We start from the raw sequence: 14,640 nt of genomic DNA on the forward strand, positions 1-14,640 counted from the left end.
TAACTGCGTTCTGACATAAGCTCTAGGTATGGGTTTCACTGTGGGGGATGTACTGCTGGTCGCAACGCCTGTTGTCATCCTTGTGGCTGTGATTTGGGCCCTGACGGCGGCATTCAAACCACGTAACTCCGGGTTGTCCGACGCTGAGCGCTATCAACGGGAGCTGGCTGTCCGCTCGGCAGCCCACCAGGCCGCCCAAGTGCAGGCTGCAACGGCGGCACGCGCCCGCATCGATGCATCCACCAGGCCGAGCCAGAACGCGCAGCAACAGTCCCAGCAGGACAGCCAGTCGCGGGCGGCACTAAGGGCGCAAGCCGGGGCCGGCCCGGGGGTCGGCCAGGCAGGCTACAACACCCCTATCCTGCCCAACGGGCAGTTGAACCCACAGTTCGCCCTGCAATTGCAGGGCATGGTCCGCAGCGGGCAGAAGATTCAGGCCATCAAGCTCCTGCGCCAGCAAACCCACTCGGACTTGTTGACCGCCAAGAACTATATAGATCGGCTTTAGCGCATGTCATCCCTACTTGTTCCGGTCTTGATCCTGGCGGCCGTCGTCGTCGGGGTGCTCCTGATCAGCCGCGTCCTCTCCCGCCGCTCCACGGAACTCCGCGGCACTGCCGCCACGGACAAAGCGAAAGTGGACCCTGTCGAACTGGCCCGCGAAGCCGCTGCGAAGCTCACGGAAGATCAACACCGGCAGTTGTACTCCCTGATCGCCCAAGGTCAGGCCATGGCGGCCATCAAGCTGTACCTCAGCGCCACCGGAGAAGGCCTGCGCGCCTCACGGGACGCCGTCGGCGCCCTTGCGGCGCACCCACAGCCTTTCCGCAAGCCCGAACCGGCCCCGCAGGACCTCATGCCTGACGACGACGAACCAGAGCACTTCCCGTACCGTTACCGGGCAATCGTCAGCAAGGGCGACGTGACACGCGAAGTGAGCAGCAACATGCTCAACGACGAGATCTACGGACGGATCCGCACCCTGGCCAAGAGCGGCGACGTCGAAGCGGCAGCCTTGGCCCTCACCAAGCATTCCGACATCAGCATGAAGCAGGCCCGGGAGTTCATCGAGCTGCTGGACGACTAGCGCCAGGAGCGTGCGCAGGCCAGGCTCGGCTAGGGTCCCGCGGTGATCCCCGCGAGCAGCTGCTCAAAAGGCAGGGATTCCATCGCGTCCGCCTTGCGGTGCGGCTGTTCGCCGCTCAGGAGCCGGGCCAGCTCGCCCGCCGCCCGGTCCACGCGGACCGACAGCGGCGACGCGCCGTCGTCGGTGTTTCCCCAGTCCTGGGGTCCTGCGAAAACCGAGGTCTGCGTGATCCGGGTGCGGAGGTAGGTGAAGAGCGGCCGCATGGCGTAGTCGAGCACCATCTGGTGCCGATCGGTGCCGCCCGTGGCGCCGAGAAGGACCGCTTTGCCGTCCAGGGACTTCGGGTCCAGAACGTCGATGAAGGACTTGAACAGACCGCTGTAAGACGCGCTGAAGACGGGCGTGACGGCGATGATGCCATCGGAATCCTCGACGCCGGCGATCACCTCCGCGAGGCGCGGTGCGGCATAGCCGGTGACGAAGTTGTTGGCGATATCCACCGCCAGGTCCCGGAGTTCGATGACATCCACCCGCACCTCGTACCCGGCATCCCCTAGCTGGCGCTTGGCGGACGCGGCGAGCTGGTCTGCAAGAAGCCTGCTCGACGACGGTACGCCAAGTCCGGCGGAAAGGACGGTTATGCGGCGGGTCTCCATGGCGATCTCCTGTTGCTGGGCGGTTCGATGGCTTCAAACCAGAGTACATGCGTTTGCATCTATACTCCCAAACCGTGGCCCATCCCCTTTTATTCCCTGCTACAGACGGACGGTCCCCTGGATGCACATGACCGAGCTTCCACCCACCCAGATGTCGCCGTCTTCCGCTTTGACGTGGATGCGTCCCGCCCGGCCCAGCGCCGTCCCCTGCGCGGCGAGGTATTGCTCCGGTGCCCGGCCGCTGCCGATCAGCCACTGGGCAGCCCCGGCGTTGAAGCTTCCCGTGACCGGGTCCTCCACCATGGCGTCTCCGGGAATGAACGTCCGGACTTCGAAATCGACGCCGGCACCCGCTTCATGGGGACCGATCACGCCGACCTTCAGATCCCCCAACGCCGCAAGGTCAGGCTCAAGGCCCAGGACCTGCTCAGCCGATTCGAGCAGCACACCGATCCATTGCGGGCCGTTGACCAGCCAGGAGGCATCCAAGAGCGCCGCTTGGCGCAAGCGGAGTCCGGCGGCCAACTGTTCCATGATTGCCTCGCCCACGGGCCCGGAGCGGGTCAGCGGCGGCGCCGCGAAGGCGAGCCGGCCGCCGTCGAGCTTTACCTTGACCAATCCTGCGCCACATTCCTGGACGAGCATCCCGTCCCGTTTCGGCACTCCGCCGGCCGCGAGCCAAGCGTGCGCCGAGCCGAGCGTCGGATGTCCCGCGAAAGGAAATTCCTCGCTGCCCGTGAAGATCCGGACGCGGTAATCGGCCATGGGGTCGCTCGGCGGCAGCAGGAAGGTGGTCTCGGACAGATTGGTCCAGTTGGCAAAGTGCTGCATCTGCCCGGCGCTGAGCCCCTCAGCATCGACGACGACGGCAAGCGGATTGCCGAGGTACGGCACGTCCGTGAAGACATCCACTTGCGAGAAGGGCCTGGTGCGCATGGTTTCAAGGTTCACCGCTGCAGGCTACCACCGCTTACCCGGGAGCAAAGCAAAGGACCCCCGCCTCCGGAAACCGGGGACGGGGGTCCTTCGAGCTATGTCAGAGACTACTTCCCTGCAACGACCTCGAGGTCGATGACAGCGGAAACATCCTCGTGCAGGCGGACGTTGGCCTGGTACGAACCAAGGGACTTGATGTGGTTCGGCAGTTCAACGTTGCGCTTGTCGATGGAGCCGAGGCCAGCGGCCTCAACTGCAGCAGCGACATCAGCCGGCTTGACGGTGCCGAAGAGACGACCGGACTCGCCGGCCTTCACTACGAGCTTGACCTTCTTGGAAGAAAGCGCAGAGGCCTGGGCCTGTGCAGCTTCAACCGAAGCGTGGGCACGAGCAGCGCGGGCAGCCTTGATGGACTCAACCTGCTTCTCGCCACCCTTGGTCCAGGTCAGAGCGAAGCCGCGGGGCAGCAGGAAGTTACGTGCGTAACCGTCCTTGACCTCGACAACATCGCCAGCAGCACCGAGACCGGTTACTTCGTGGGTCAGAATGAGCTTTGCCATGTTAGTTAATCCCTTCCTTAGCCGCGGCCAGCGCCGGAGTAAGGCAGCAGAGCAACTTCGCGGGCGTTCTTGATTGCCTGGGCGATTTTGCGCTGTTCCTGCACCGTGACGCCAGTGACGCGACGGGCGCGGATCTTTCCGCGGTCGGAGATGAACTTGCGCAGCAATGCTACGTCCTTGTAGTCGATGACGGTGATGTCAGCGGCCTTCAAGGGGTTGGACTTTGGTTTGGGCTTACGGAGTTCAGCCTTAGCCATCGTGGAGCTCCTTTTCTATGGAGCCCGTGGAATGGATCCACGGGATGGTGGTGCCCGACGGCGGTCGCCACCCGGGTGCCTCGCGGCACGTCGGCGGGTTCCGGCGTCGAGCTTTTATGGGTGTTTAGAAGGGAGGTTCGGAATCCGGGCCGTTGCCCCATCCGCCCGCATTGCTGACGCCCGGGGTAGCCCAGGGGTCTTCCTGCGGTGCGGATTGGCCGCCGCCCCATGTTCCGCCGGAGTTGCCGCCCTGGTTTGCACCAGCGCCGCCACCTCCGAAGCCGCCGCTGTTGTTGCCGCCGCCGAAGCCGCCCTGGCCACCCTGACCGCCGGAGCGCTGGGTGCGGTTGACCTTGGCGTTGGCGTAACGCAGGCTCGGGCCGATTTCATCGACCTCGAGCTCGATAACGGTGCGCTTCTCGCCTTCCTTGGTTTCGTAGGAACGGCTCTTCAGGCGGCCCGAAACGATCACGCGCATGCCCTTGGTGAGGGATTCGGCGACGTTTTCGGCTGCTTCGCGCCAGACCGAAGCGCGGAGGAACAGGGTTTCCCCGTCCTTCCATTCGTTGGACTGGCGGTCGAAGGTCCGGGGAGTAGAAGCGATGGTGAAGTTCGCTACCGCCGAGCCTGACGGTGTGAACCGCAGTTCGGGGTCATTGGTGAGATTACCGATGACCGTAATAGTGGTTTCGCCTGCCATCTACTGCCTCCTTGTTCGTTCCTGCGGGGTAAAGAATGAAAGCTTGGAGCTGAGATTACTCAGCAACGACCTTCTGCTCTTCGGGGCGGGTGATCTTGGTGCGCATGATGGTCTCGTTGAGACTCAGCTGGCGGTCAAGTTCCTTGGCGGTTTCCGGCTTGGCGGTGAAGTTCACCACAGCGTAGATACCTTCGGACTTCTTCTTGATGTCGTAAGCGAGGCGACGGCGGCCCCAGATGTCAACCTTTTCGATGGTTCCACCATCGGTGGTGATGACATTGAGGAACTTCTGAAGCGACGGCTCTACGGTACGCTCTTCGACCTCGGGGTCGATGATTACCATCAATTCGTAAGGACGCATATGTGAACCCACCTCCTTTGGGCTAAGCGGTTACGGCATTTCCGTAACAGGAGGTTCATTTGCGATGAACAGTGCTGGTGACCGCTTCCAGAAGCGGAAGCAGGGCGCAGCACAGACTTCAATATCTTAGTCCATTTCCCGTGTCTAAGCCTATTCGGCGTGTCGACAAGGTGGAATGAGCCGCATCGCCTATGTGGATAACCCAGGTATGTGGATAACCCGCGTGGAACGGCGACGCCAGGCTCAGGCAGACTGAACCCATGACCGTCCTCAAATCCGTCGCGCTCTTTGTCCTCGCGGCCATCGCCGAGATCGGCGGGGCCTGGCTCGTGTGGCAATCGATCAGGGAGGCCAAACCATGGTGGTGGGCAGGCCTGGGGATTGCGGCGCTGGGCATCTACGGCTTCGTGGCGGCGTTCCAGCCGGACGCACACTTTGGCCGTGTCCTCGCAGCATACGGCGGGGTGTTCATCGCCGGATCATTGGCTTGGGGAATGCTCCTTGATGGATTCCGACCCGACCGCTGGGACATCATCGGTGCCATGATCTGCCTTCTGGGCGTCGCCGTCATCATGTTCGCGCCCCGGCCGGGCAGCTAAGCCGGCCGGGCAGCTAAGCCGTCACGCCGCGCAACTTTCTGGACCGTCCGACGTCGGGATCTCCCGTTCTTCCGGGGCGCGGCTCCACAGAGGCAGCCAAAAGTCTGCGTGGCGTGACGCCGGAGCCCGCAGTCGGGCGTGCCATGATCGGACTATGAACGCCGCAGCAAAGAACCAGCGTCCGAAGTCTGCCCGTGCCAAACGTTCCCGATTGCGATTCGGGCTCATGCTCCTCACCGGCATCGCAGCTGCGGTGGCGACCGGGATCTGGGGTCAGTGGATCTATGCGCCGGCCGCGGGTTGGGCAGTGGCAGCGGCGGTCTACAACATTTCCGTGTGGACGGTCATCACCCCGATGAAGGCCGATCAGACGAGAACCCATGCCAGGGAGGAAGATCCGCGGCGCTCCACCGCCGATCTTCTCATCCTGTGTGCCGCCGTCGGCTCCCTGGCAGCCTTCGTCCTGGTAATGCTGGGGGCCAAGGATGCGCACGGTTTCGACAAATTCATGCTCGCCCTGCTGGCCCTCGGCGGTGCGGTGGCGTCGTGGCTCCTGGTGCACACCCTCTTCACTCTGCGCTACGCCGAGGTGTACTACACGTCGGATCCGCCCCAAGGCATCGAATTCAACCAAAAAGAACCGCCGCAATACACGGATTTCGCCTACATGGCGTTCAGCCTCGGGATGACCTACCAAGTCTCGGATACGTCGATCACCACCAGGGCAATGCGGTCTGCAGCCTTGCGGCACAGCCTGCTCGCCTACGTTTTCGGCGTCGGGATCCTCGCCACCACCATCAACCTCGTGGTGAGCCTCGCATCCTGAGCTAGATTGCCGTGCGGAAGAACAACTCGGCCACAGTGGCCAGGTGGCGCGGGTCCTCAACGCCGCATAGCTCGCGTGCCGAGTGCATCGACAGAAGAGGCACTCCGACGTCGACCGTCCGGATCCCCAGGCGGGTAGCCGTCAGCGGGCCGATGGTCGAGCCGCATGGGACGTCGTTGTTGGAAACGAACTCCTGGTAGGGGACGCCCGCGTCGCCGCACAGCCGCGCCCAGAATGCCGCGCCGGTAGCGTCCGTCGCGTAGCGCTGGTTGGCGTTGATCTTGAGGAGCGGTCCGCCGTTGAGGATGGGACGGTTGGCGGGATCGTGCCGCTCGGGGTAGTTGGGGTGGACGGCGTGGCCGGCATCCGCGGAAACACAGAACGACGCCGACAACGCCTGGCGCCGTTCACTCACCGTCGCGCCCAATCCGTCGGAGATCCGGGTGAGGATGTCTTCGAGGATGGGTCCGCAGGCGCCTGAACGCGAGGCGGAGCCGATTTCTTCGTGGTCGAAGGCGGCCAGGACCGCGATGGGGCCATCGGCCGGCGCTCCCGAGGCGGAGTGCGCAATGAGGGCCGCGAGACCGGCGTGTGTCGAAGAGAGGTTGTCGAGGCGTCCCGAAGCGAAGAGCTCGCCTTTGGCACCGAACTGCTCAGGCGCCTGCGTGTCCGCGACCACGATGTCATAACCGCCGATCCGCGCCGGATCCACGGAAGCCCCGGCCACGGAGTCCGCCAGGATGGCCAGGACGTCCGCGCTATCGGGATCACCGAGGCCGAACACCGGGTTCATGTGCTGTTGCTTGTCCAGCGTGAGGCCGTCATTGACGGCCCGGTCCAGGTGGATGGCCAACTGCGGAAAACGCAGGAGCGGCCCGGTAGCCGTGAGGTGCTGGGTGCCGTCCATCATCACGAGCCGTCCGGCGAGCCGCAGCTCACGGTCCAGCCAGGAGTTCAACAAGGGACCGCCGTACACCTCCACGCCCGCCTGGAGCCAGCCGAATTTGCCCGTTGTCGGCTTGGGCTTGAGCTTGAAGGACGGAGAATCCGTGTGGGCGCCAAGGATGTTGAATGCGGTGGTGGCGGTGGCGCCTTCCGGTGTCACCCAAGCGATGAGGGCGCCGTCCCGGATCACGTAGAAGCTGCCCGCGCCGCCTTCCCATGGCTGAAGTTCATCAAGGGCCGTGAAACCGGCCACATCGAGCCGGCGCGCGGCCTCGTGGACGGCGTGAAAGCTCGACGGCGATGCGCTCACATACGCGCCAAGGTCCTGGATGTGTTCTGCAGCGGAGTTCGAAGGCATGGCTCCGAGTCTAGCCGCGGCCGCGGATGACGCCGGCCACGCAGTATCCGCGTCCTAGTAATCCGGATTGCTCGGGATCACGAGCCCTGTTTCGTACGCGTAGACCACCACTTGGACCCGGTCCCTTAAGTGCAGCTTGGTGAGGATCCGCCGTACGTGGGTCTTGACCGTGGCCTCGGACAGGAAGAACTTGTGCGCGATTTCCGCGTTGGACAGCCCTCCGGCGATCGCCTCGAGCATCTCGGTTTCGCGGGGCGTCAATTCTTCGAGCAATGGATCGCGGGGCTGCGCCGTGGGCTGGCCGGGCACACGGCCCCCGCGGACGTAGGTCTCCAGAAGCCGCTGGGTGACCCTCGGAGCCACCACGGCATCGCCGCTCGCCACGAGCCGGACGCCCTGGACGAGCTCGGCAGGCGCAACGTCCTTGAGCAGGAAGGCGGAGGCGCCTGCCTGCAGGCCGGAGAACGCATATTCATCGAGGTCGAAAGTGGTCAGGATGATGATCCGGGCATTGGAGGCCGAAGCCGTGATCCGCCGCGTGGCTTCGATTCCATCCATGGCAGGCATCCGGACGTCCATGAGCACCACGTCCGGTTCCAGTTCCGCCACCTTCCGCACAGCCTCGGCGCCGTCCGACGCTTCGCCCACCACCTCGAGGTCGCCTTCGCCTTCCAGGATGAGCCGAAATCCCATGCGCAGCAGGGGTTGGTCGTCCACCAGCAGAACCCTGGTGGGAGCGTTGTCACTCATGATTTCACCTTGTCGCCGTTCCACTTCAGTTCCGCATGGACACGCCACCCGCCGGGAATGCCGGGACCTGCATCCACGGATCCAGCATAAATTCCCGCACGTTCACGCATCCCCGCGATTCCCTGGCCCGTTCCCAGCCCCGCCTCTTCGGTTCCCGGATCCCGGGAGCCCCGGCCGTCGTCGAGCACGTCGATGGTGACCGAGTCGCCCTCCCGCACGATCCGCACCTCCACTTGGCTTAAGGAGCGCCCGTACCTGAGCACGTTGGTCAGGGATTCCTGCACGATCCGGTACACGGTGAGTTGGAACGCCGGGTCTTCAGGAAGGGCTGGTCCCGTGTGCGAATAGTGCAACGGCAACCCCGCCGTCCGGAATCCATCCAGCAGCTTGCTCAGGTCGTGCCCGGAAACCAAGGGCTCCAGCGGCGCCGACCTGGGAGTGTCGTCCCGCAGCACGCCGAGGACGCGGCGCATATCGGCCAGCGCAGTCCTGCCGGTGCGGGACAGTTCGCCAAGCACCTCGCCGGCGCGCTCCGGATCTTTCTTGACCACGACGGCGGCGCCGTCCGAGAGGCTGATCATGACCGTCAGGGAGTGGGCCACGACGTCGTGCATCTCCCGGGCGATCCGGTTCCGTTCGGTGACCGACCCCAGGCGGGCCGTGCGGGCTGCCCACGCCCTGATTTCGCTCTCATGCTCACGTCGCTGCCGAACGGAAATGCCGATGCCGGTGGCGATCAGGTTGGACAACAATATGCTGACCGCGGCCGCGATGTTGCTGATGAGGTGGAAGTTCTCCGGAATCGCCTCTCCATTGGACGGGGCAACCGGGCTGGTCCACATGAAGAGGTACACGAGGGTCAGCGGCAGGCTTGCGGCGCCAAACACTATCAACGCGAAGGTCCGCGCCCTCCCCACGGCCACGGCATATAGCGCAAACCATAGTCCCGCCGAGACGTTCGAACCCCATGGATTCAGCAGCGTCACAGCCACTTCGAGGACCGCAACGGCCGCAGTGACACTGAGCGGATTGCGGCGCCGAAGGAACAGGATGGCGGCGATGGCAACAAGGAGCAGTGCGGCGAACCACTTGCCGTCCACGATGGAGCTGATGAACGTGGCCAGTGCCAGCAACGAATAGCAAAGCACCACCACCGCGTCCATGACCCGCGGGTGCTCGAAGAGATAGCGGCGGATCCTGCCACGGCGGCGCAGCGTGATTTCAGCAAAGGACGCGTCGGCTCCGTGGGCCGACGCGTCCTGTGCTGGCAACTCTTCACTCATGGCTTGAGCCTAGTGGCCTTGCCTTGAGCGGGTGTCCCTGAAGTGCGAATCAGACGTCGCGCTTCTTGAGGGCAATGAGGGCAGGAACCATGAACAGGATGACGTAGCCGAGGAACACGAGGCCGCCCGCCCACGGATCCAGGGTGCCGTCTACGTGGCCGATCGACAGGAAGCGGCCACCGGCCTCGCTGGGCAGGTACTGCGGGACGTACTTCCAAAAGTCACCGGGCGCGAGGCTGAGGAACTGGCCGGCGAACGGGAGGACGAACATGATGCCCACCAGGACGGTGATTCCGCCGGCCGGGTTCTTCAGCAGTGTTCCGAGGGAGAGGCCGATCAGCGCAACACCGGAGACGTACAGGCCGCCGGTGAAAACGCTGTAGAGGACGCCGTCCGTGTTCCAGCCGAGGTCAAGGGAGAAGTTGGCGAACATGGGTGACGCCAACAGGAAGGTCACCACGCCGGCCACGACCGACAGGACGTAGGAGACCACAACCAGGACCACGGCCTTGGCGCCGAACGTGGAGAGCCTGCCCGGAGCCGCGTTCATGGTCGACCGGATCATGCCGGTGGCGTACTCAGAGGCGATGAACAGTACGGCCAGCGATCCCATGACCAGGATGCCGATGTTGAGTCCGGCGTTCGGCAGGTTGTACAGGCTGAACCCCGATCCGGGAGGGAAGGAGTCAACGGCCTGCTGCACCGTTTCCTTGTGACCCTGCCGGCCGACTTCGACCATCTGGTTGATGAAGTTCCAGCGGACCAAGGCGGACAGCAGGCCGATGCCGACAATGGCCACGAAGGTCAGGACCAACAGGAGTTTCGTGCTCATGAGGGTCCGGAACTTGATGGCTTCGGAGTTCAACACCCTGAGGAAAGTGACGCCACCGGTTCCGGCTGACGGGACCGCATGTTTCTTGCTGACGGTGGTGGTGCTCATGACTGGATCCCTTCCATGGTGGCAGCGGGGGTGGCGCCGACGCTGGCGGGGTTTGCGTCCAGCGGCCCGCCTGGTGCCGTCGGTCCACCGGTGATGTGCGAGTGGTACTCCACCTCGTCCTTGGTCAGCTGGAAATAGGCCTCTTCCAGCGACGACGTGAGCGGCGTGAGCTCGTAAACCAGCACCCGGTTGTCGAGGGCGAGTTCGGCGATGCGGAGCGGCTCCACCCCGTATACCTCCAGGGTTTCCCGTTCGTTCTGTTCCACGCGGACACCGTCGCGGGCCAGCAACTCGGACAAGCGCGTCGTCTCCGAGGTACGGACCAAAGTGCGCTTGCGGGACTGGCTCTCGATCAGCGCATCCACCGTGGTGTCGGCGATGATCTTGCCGCGACCGATCACAATGAGGTGGTCCGCGGTCTGGGCCATCTCGGACATGAGGTGGCTGGAGATGAAGATGGTCTTGCCCTGGCTTGCCAGGTAGCGTGCGAGGTTCCTGACCCACTGGACGCCTTCGGGATCGAGTCCGTTGACCGGTTCGTCGAGGATGAGCGTCTGGGGATCACCGAGGAGTGCGTTGGCGATGCCAAGCCGCTGGCCCATGCCGAGGGAGAACCCTCCGGCCTTCTTCTTGGCTACCGCGGTGAGGCCGGTCATCTCGATGACTTCCTCGACGCGTGAGTTCGGAATCCCGTGGGTTGCGGCCATGGCGCGCAGGTGGTTGTACGCGCTGCGGCTGGTGTGCACCGCCTTGGCATCGAGCAACGCTCCCACTTGGTGGAGCGGGGCTTTGTGCTGGGAGTAGTGCCGGCCGTTGACGATGACGTCGCCCGAGGTCGGGCGGTCCAGGCCCATGATCATGCGCATGGTGGTGGATTTGCCGGCGCCGTTCGGGCCAAGGAAGCCCGTGACTTTCCCGGGCTGTACGGTGAAGCTGATTCCATCCACGGCTGTCTTTGCGCCGTAGACCTTCCTCAAGCCTGTTGCCTCAATCATGGAAGCGTTCCCTCCGCTTGCTGCAGCTAGGTGGTGACTGTAGGTACAACGCTAGCTACCGGGAGGGCCGAATTCGCCGGTCTCAGGGATGATTCAGGGGTCACTCAGGGTAGTCCCTATGGATGACTCCGGCTTGGGCCAGGGATCCCACCGCTGGGAAAGCATTAGTAAAGCGGTGAATACACCCGTAGCGCCCGGCGCTTCACGGTGAAGTCGGCGGTCCGCACGCCGGGCAACGGCTCGCCGTCGACCGCGATCACGAGCGGTTCTCCGGACGCCTCGATCCTGAGCTCCGCCGCTTCGCTGAGATGGGTGACTTTGGACGTGTCCACGGTTCCGGTGAGGACCGCCCACAGCAGACGCAACCGTGCGAAAGGCTCATCGGCCGTCACCATGCGGATGTCCAGCACCCCGTCGTCGAGCACGGGACGGGTCAGCGGCGCCAGGTCCCGCGGGTAGTAACGGCCGCGGCCCAGGTAGAGGATCCACAACTTGTGGGGGACACCGTTGATCCGGAGAGTGGTGGGCCGTGCCGCGCCGAACGTCCGCAAGCCGGCGACGAGTCCCGCCAGGGGCTTCCCCATGGCGGGCTGCAGCCGTTCGCGTCGTCGCACCAGGTTGGGGTAGACACCGACGCTCGCGGTATTGAGCATGATGAGTTCGGCGGTTTCGTCCTTGCCGTCGATGCCGCGGCCCGCGCTCACATGGCCCAGGTCCGTCCATGCTGCTGCTCCCGTTTTGGCAGCCTTGAGGGCCCCTTCGAGGGATCGGGCATCCACGTCGCGCGCGAAATGGTTGAGCGTCCCGCCAGGCAGCACCAGCAAGGGCAGATCGTGCTCGACGGCGGCGGCAGCGGCGGCGCCGACAGTTCCGTCACCGCCCCACACGCCCAGGGCCTTCGTCCCGGGGCGCCCTGCCGCGGCCCGCACTTCGGCAACTACATCGTCGCCGTCGGAAATCAGTCTTATATGCGATTTGGGGAATATTTCCCGAAGCTGGGCCTCGGTCTCCGGCGAGTAGGATCCGCCAAGTGCGTTGACCGCAATGCTGAGCCCCTCGCCGTCGCCGACTGCAGGCGCGTCGGCCGGTGAACGGTCCGTGTCCGGAACCGGGGGCCGGGCAGGCCACCACTTTCGCGTGAGCAGCGCCGCTCCTGCGCCGATTGCCGAGCCGAGCATCACGTCGGAGGGCCAGTGGGCGCCGGTATGAACCCTGGAATACGCCACACCTGCCGCAACCGGAGCCAAGGTCGCTCCGAGGCGGGGGCTCACCAGCGCGACGCCAAGAGTGAACGCAACCGCGGACGCCGAATGGCCCGAAGGCATCGAAGAGCTTGTGGGTTGGGGATTGACAAACCGGAATGCCGGAAGGAGTTCGGGCAATGGACGCGTCCGCGGAAGAAGCGCCTTGAACCCGAGATTGGTGACCGCCGACGCAACGCCGAGGGCCAGGAGTCCGTGGATCCCTGCGTTGCGGGGCTTCCCCGGAAATGCCGCACAAACGCCAGCCACGGCAAACCAGAGCTTGCCCTTGGTTGCGGCCCGCGAGAGGGTTTTCCACACGTCGTCATGCGGGCCTTCCGGCCACCGCGAGACCGCCCGGACCGCCGCCCGATCCAATCGCGCTATCCGGTCCGGCCCCCATCGCAGCATGCTTCGCATCCCACCAGACTATCGGCGGGTCGGATAGTCTGGTGGGATGGCCGGTGGTCATTTACCCGTGCACGCGTCTCGCAGCCCCCCGCGGGCATGGCTCAAGCGACACGCCTGGCAGGGCGTCACATAGGGTAAACCATCAGGTAGCACTCGGCATGCTCCAAGACAGCCACCATAGTCTTCGGGCATGCTCTCAAAACCTCAACTCATCAACAGCGGCATCGGGGTGGTCGTTGTCGGCCTTGCCGCCGGTGCCTTCTTCGTGCTGAACGGCGTGCCGCAGACGGCTTCAGACACCACCGCCCGGACGGTCTCGGTCAGCGCAGCGGACCTCACCGCAGTATCTACCGCAAGCGGAAACGTCTCGCCCGCGAGCACCACGGTCATCAACGCGCAGAACTGCACCGGGCCCATCGCCACGGTCTCCGCGGTGACAGGCCAGCAGGTCACGGCCGGGCAGGTACTCGTCACCATTGATCCGACGAACGCGCAAAACGCCCTGGCGGTTGCCCAGGCCCAGCTGGATTCCGCCGCGGCGCAGGCAAACCAACAGCAGGCCTCAGCCAGCAACCAGGTAGCTTCAGCGAGCCAAAGCCTCACCAACGCCCAGCAAACGGCCAACCTGGACGCGAGCCAGCAAGCCAGTGCCGTGGCCGCCGCGCAGACGGCCGTGAACAATGACAATGCAACCGTCGCTTCTGCGCAGGCCACCGCCAGTGCCCAGCCGAAGAGCCAACCCGCGCAATCCGCCCTCAGCGCTGCACAGGCCCAGCTGGCAAAGGACAACCAAGCACTGACCCAGGCAGCCAACCAGCAAGCCAGCTCGGCCCTCAAGGACAAAGAGCAGGTCGCCTCGGCCGCGACCGCCCTCAATTCCGCCCAGAGCGGCGGCGGCGCCACGTCCAACACGACTTCTGCCCAGATTGCGGTCGACACTGCGACCAAGAACCTGGCGGCCTGCTCACTCGCGGCCCCGGTTTCGGGTACGGTCACCGCCGTGAACGCCGTCGTCGGAGGCAACGCCGGTAGTGGCAGCTCCGGTTCATCCGGTTCCGGATCCTCCTCTTCCGGGGCGTCCGCTTCCTCCGGCAGCACTTCAACAAGCGCCGCGAGCACGTCGTCCTCCGGGCTGATCACGATCAGCGACACGGCGCACCTGCAGGTCATCGCCAACTTCGCCGAATCGGACATCGCCGCCATGAAGACCGGCGACTCGGCCACCTTCACCTTCCCGGCACTCAAGACCGACCCGTCCGCGGCACCGGTCACCGGTACCATCACGGCAATCGCCCAGAACGCCACAACCACCAATAACGTTGTCAGCTATCCCGTGACGATCTCCATCAAGAACCCCCCGGCTGACCTCCGGCTCGGCCAGAGCGCAAATATCTCCGTGACCACGGCGACCGCCAAGAACGCTTTGGCGGTGCCTTCGCTGGCGATCACCACCACCGGAACCAAGCAGACCGTCAATGTCATGAAGAACGGGACCACGACGGCGGTGACCATCACCACCGGGATCACGGACAACGGCCGCACCCAGGTGCTCACCGGGCTCAGCGCGGGCGATCAGATTGAGCTCCCGGCCATCTCCTCAACTCTTGACACCACCGGCACCACCGGACGAACCGGTGCGGGCGGATTCGGCGGCACGGGTGGATTCGGTGGAACAGGCGGCGCCGGAGTTACGGGCGGCGGCACCGGTGGCACACGCGGAAATGGCGGGTAATCA

The 14,640-nt window shown here is 64.6% G+C and carries 17 protein-coding genes; 5 read left to right on the forward strand and 12 right to left on the reverse strand.

The features are described from left to right. Nucleotides 1-28: 28 nt before the first annotated feature. Both QRN45_RS02460 and QRN45_RS02465 read left to right on the forward strand, forming a co-directional pair. On the forward strand, nt 29-508 hold the full coding sequence (locus QRN45_RS02460; protein ID WP_241707605.1) for a hypothetical protein: 480 nt from the start codon (nt 29-31) through the stop codon (nt 506-508). Between the two features lie 3 nt (nt 509-511). Continuing rightward, nucleotides 512-1,087 (forward strand): hypothetical protein, encoded by a 576-nt coding sequence (locus tag QRN45_RS02465; RefSeq protein ID WP_264637121.1) that lies wholly within the window; start codon nt 512-514, stop codon nt 1,085-1,087. 29 nt (nt 1,088-1,116) lie between these two features. Here the strand turns inward: QRN45_RS02465 and QRN45_RS02470 are convergent, their stop codons facing one another. The 6 genes from QRN45_RS02470 to rpsF form a co-directional block, all read right to left on the reverse strand. Continuing rightward, nucleotides 1,117-1,743 (reverse strand): FMN reductase, encoded by a 627-nt coding sequence (locus tag QRN45_RS02470; protein ID WP_284762375.1) that lies wholly within the window; start codon nt 1,741-1,743, stop codon nt 1,117-1,119. Nucleotides 1,744-1,842: 99 nt separating this feature from the next. Continuing rightward, on the reverse strand, nt 1,843-2,679 hold the full coding sequence (locus tag QRN45_RS02475) for a PhzF family phenazine biosynthesis protein (protein WP_284762416.1): 837 nt from the start codon (nt 2,677-2,679) through the stop codon (nt 1,843-1,845). A gap of 107 nt (nt 2,680-2,786) precedes the next feature. After that, the gene (gene rplI, locus QRN45_RS02480; protein ID WP_059388834.1) at nt 2,787-3,239 is read right to left on the reverse strand and encodes a 50S ribosomal protein L9; all 453 of its coding nucleotides are present in this window, start codon (nt 3,237-3,239) and stop codon (nt 2,787-2,789) included. Between the two features lie 17 nt (nt 3,240-3,256). After that, nucleotides 3,257-3,496 carry a 30S ribosomal protein S18 gene (rpsR, locus tag QRN45_RS02485; RefSeq protein ID WP_003800144.1) on the reverse strand — a complete coding sequence of 80 codons (240 nt, stop codon included), beginning with the start codon at nt 3,494-3,496 and terminating at the stop codon, nt 3,257-3,259. Between the two features lie 124 nt (nt 3,497-3,620). Further along, nucleotides 3,621-4,196, reverse strand: coding sequence for a single-stranded DNA-binding protein (locus QRN45_RS02490; protein WP_078107100.1), 576 nt, complete (start codon nt 4,194-4,196; stop codon nt 3,621-3,623). A 55-nt stretch (nt 4,197-4,251) separates the two neighbouring features. Continuing rightward, nucleotides 4,252-4,557 carry a 30S ribosomal protein S6 gene (rpsF, locus tag QRN45_RS02495; protein WP_028267876.1) on the reverse strand — a complete coding sequence of 102 codons (306 nt, stop codon included), beginning with the start codon at nt 4,555-4,557 and terminating at the stop codon, nt 4,252-4,254. A gap of 260 nt (nt 4,558-4,817) precedes the next feature. Between rpsF and QRN45_RS02500 the strand changes: the two genes are divergently transcribed. Both QRN45_RS02500 and QRN45_RS02505 read left to right on the forward strand, forming a co-directional pair. Next, the gene (locus QRN45_RS02500; protein WP_264637123.1) at nt 4,818-5,156 is read left to right on the forward strand and encodes a YnfA family protein; all 339 of its coding nucleotides are present in this window, start codon (nt 4,818-4,820) and stop codon (nt 5,154-5,156) included. A 154-nt stretch (nt 5,157-5,310) separates the two neighbouring features. Continuing rightward, on the forward strand, nt 5,311-5,982 hold the full coding sequence (locus QRN45_RS02505) for a DUF1345 domain-containing protein (RefSeq protein WP_264637124.1): 672 nt from the start codon (nt 5,311-5,313) through the stop codon (nt 5,980-5,982). Between the two features lies 1 nt (nt 5,983). Here the strand turns inward: QRN45_RS02505 and QRN45_RS02510 are convergent, their stop codons facing one another. The 6 genes from QRN45_RS02510 to QRN45_RS02535 all read right to left on the reverse strand — a co-directional run bounded on the left by QRN45_RS02510 (nt 5,984) and on the right by QRN45_RS02535 (nt 12,914). After that, entirely contained in the window at nt 5,984-7,285 is a 1,302-nt protein-coding gene (locus tag QRN45_RS02510) for a M18 family aminopeptidase (protein ID WP_264637125.1), read from the reverse strand. 54 nt (nt 7,286-7,339) lie between these two features. Then, nucleotides 7,340-8,035, reverse strand: a complete 696-nt coding sequence (locus QRN45_RS02515; RefSeq protein ID WP_078107096.1) for a response regulator — start codon at nt 8,033-8,035, stop codon at nt 7,340-7,342. Next, nucleotides 8,032-9,318, reverse strand: coding sequence for a sensor histidine kinase (locus tag QRN45_RS02520; RefSeq protein ID WP_284762376.1), 1,287 nt, complete (start codon nt 9,316-9,318; stop codon nt 8,032-8,034). Before QRN45_RS02520 ends, QRN45_RS02515 begins: the two co-directional genes overlap by 4 nt. A 49-nt stretch (nt 9,319-9,367) precedes the next feature. After that, nucleotides 9,368-10,258, reverse strand: a complete 891-nt coding sequence (locus tag QRN45_RS02525) for an ABC transporter permease (RefSeq protein ID WP_078107094.1) — start codon at nt 10,256-10,258, stop codon at nt 9,368-9,370. Then, a complete protein-coding gene (locus tag QRN45_RS02530) occupies nt 10,255-11,253 on the reverse strand; it encodes an ABC transporter ATP-binding protein (RefSeq protein ID WP_284762377.1) in 999 nt (332 codons plus the stop codon). Before QRN45_RS02530 ends, QRN45_RS02525 begins: the two co-directional genes overlap by 4 nt. A 164-nt stretch (nt 11,254-11,417) precedes the next feature. Continuing rightward, nucleotides 11,418-12,914, reverse strand: a complete 1,497-nt coding sequence (locus QRN45_RS02535; protein ID WP_264637127.1) for a bifunctional phosphatase PAP2/diacylglycerol kinase family protein — start codon at nt 12,912-12,914, stop codon at nt 11,418-11,420. Between the two features lie 181 nt (nt 12,915-13,095). Here QRN45_RS02535 and QRN45_RS02540 point away from each other — a divergent pair, with 181 nt between their 5' ends. Further along, the gene (locus tag QRN45_RS02540) at nt 13,096-14,637 is read left to right on the forward strand and encodes an efflux RND transporter periplasmic adaptor subunit (protein ID WP_264637128.1); all 1,542 of its coding nucleotides are present in this window, start codon (nt 13,096-13,098) and stop codon (nt 14,635-14,637) included. The last annotated feature ends 3 nt before the right edge of the window (nt 14,638-14,640 follow it).

It is taken from the genome of Arthrobacter sp. efr-133-R2A-63, assembly GCF_030209795.1.
In the GTDB taxonomy this organism is placed as follows: Bacteria; Actinomycetota; Actinomycetes; order Actinomycetales; family Micrococcaceae; genus Arthrobacter; species Arthrobacter bambusae_A.

Coding starts and splice junctions, on each gene's coding strand:
- QRN45_RS02460 (WP_241707605.1), top strand. CDS start 29: ATGGGTTTCACTGTGGGGGATGTACTGCTGGTCGCAACGCCTGTTGTC.
- QRN45_RS02465 (WP_264637121.1), top strand. CDS start 512: ATGTCATCCCTACTTGTTCCGGTCTTGATCCTGGCGGCCGTCGTCGTC.
- QRN45_RS02470 (WP_284762375.1), bottom strand. CDS start 1,743: ATGGAGACCCGCCGCATAACCGTCCTTTCCGCCGGACTTGGCGTACCG.
- QRN45_RS02475 (WP_284762416.1), bottom strand. CDS start 2,679: ATGCGCACCAGGCCCTTCTCGCAAGTGGATGTCTTCACGGACGTGCCG.
- rplI (WP_059388834.1), bottom strand. CDS start 3,239: ATGGCAAAGCTCATTCTGACCCACGAAGTAACCGGTCTCGGTGCTGCT.
- rpsR (WP_003800144.1), bottom strand. CDS start 3,496: ATGGCTAAGGCTGAACTCCGTAAGCCCAAACCAAAGTCCAACCCCTTG.
- QRN45_RS02490 (WP_078107100.1), bottom strand. CDS start 4,196: ATGGCAGGCGAAACCACTATTACGGTCATCGGTAATCTCACCAATGAC.
- rpsF (WP_028267876.1), bottom strand. CDS start 4,557: ATGCGTCCTTACGAATTGATGGTAATCATCGACCCCGAGGTCGAAGAG.
- QRN45_RS02500 (WP_264637123.1), top strand. CDS start 4,818: ATGACCGTCCTCAAATCCGTCGCGCTCTTTGTCCTCGCGGCCATCGCC.
- QRN45_RS02505 (WP_264637124.1), top strand. CDS start 5,311: ATGAACGCCGCAGCAAAGAACCAGCGTCCGAAGTCTGCCCGTGCCAAA.
- QRN45_RS02510 (WP_264637125.1), bottom strand. CDS start 7,285: ATGCCTTCGAACTCCGCTGCAGAACACATCCAGGACCTTGGCGCGTAT.
- QRN45_RS02515 (WP_078107096.1), bottom strand. CDS start 8,035: ATGAGTGACAACGCTCCCACCAGGGTTCTGCTGGTGGACGACCAACCC.
- QRN45_RS02520 (WP_284762376.1), bottom strand. CDS start 9,318: ATGAGTGAAGAGTTGCCAGCACAGGACGCGTCGGCCCACGGAGCCGAC.
- QRN45_RS02525 (WP_078107094.1), bottom strand. CDS start 10,258: ATGAGCACCACCACCGTCAGCAAGAAACATGCGGTCCCGTCAGCCGGA.
- QRN45_RS02530 (WP_284762377.1), bottom strand. CDS start 11,253: ATGATTGAGGCAACAGGCTTGAGGAAGGTCTACGGCGCAAAGACAGCC.
- QRN45_RS02535 (WP_264637127.1), bottom strand. CDS start 12,914: ATGCGAAGCATGCTGCGATGGGGGCCGGACCGGATAGCGCGATTGGAT.
- QRN45_RS02540 (WP_264637128.1), top strand. CDS start 13,096: ATGCTCTCAAAACCTCAACTCATCAACAGCGGCATCGGGGTGGTCGTT.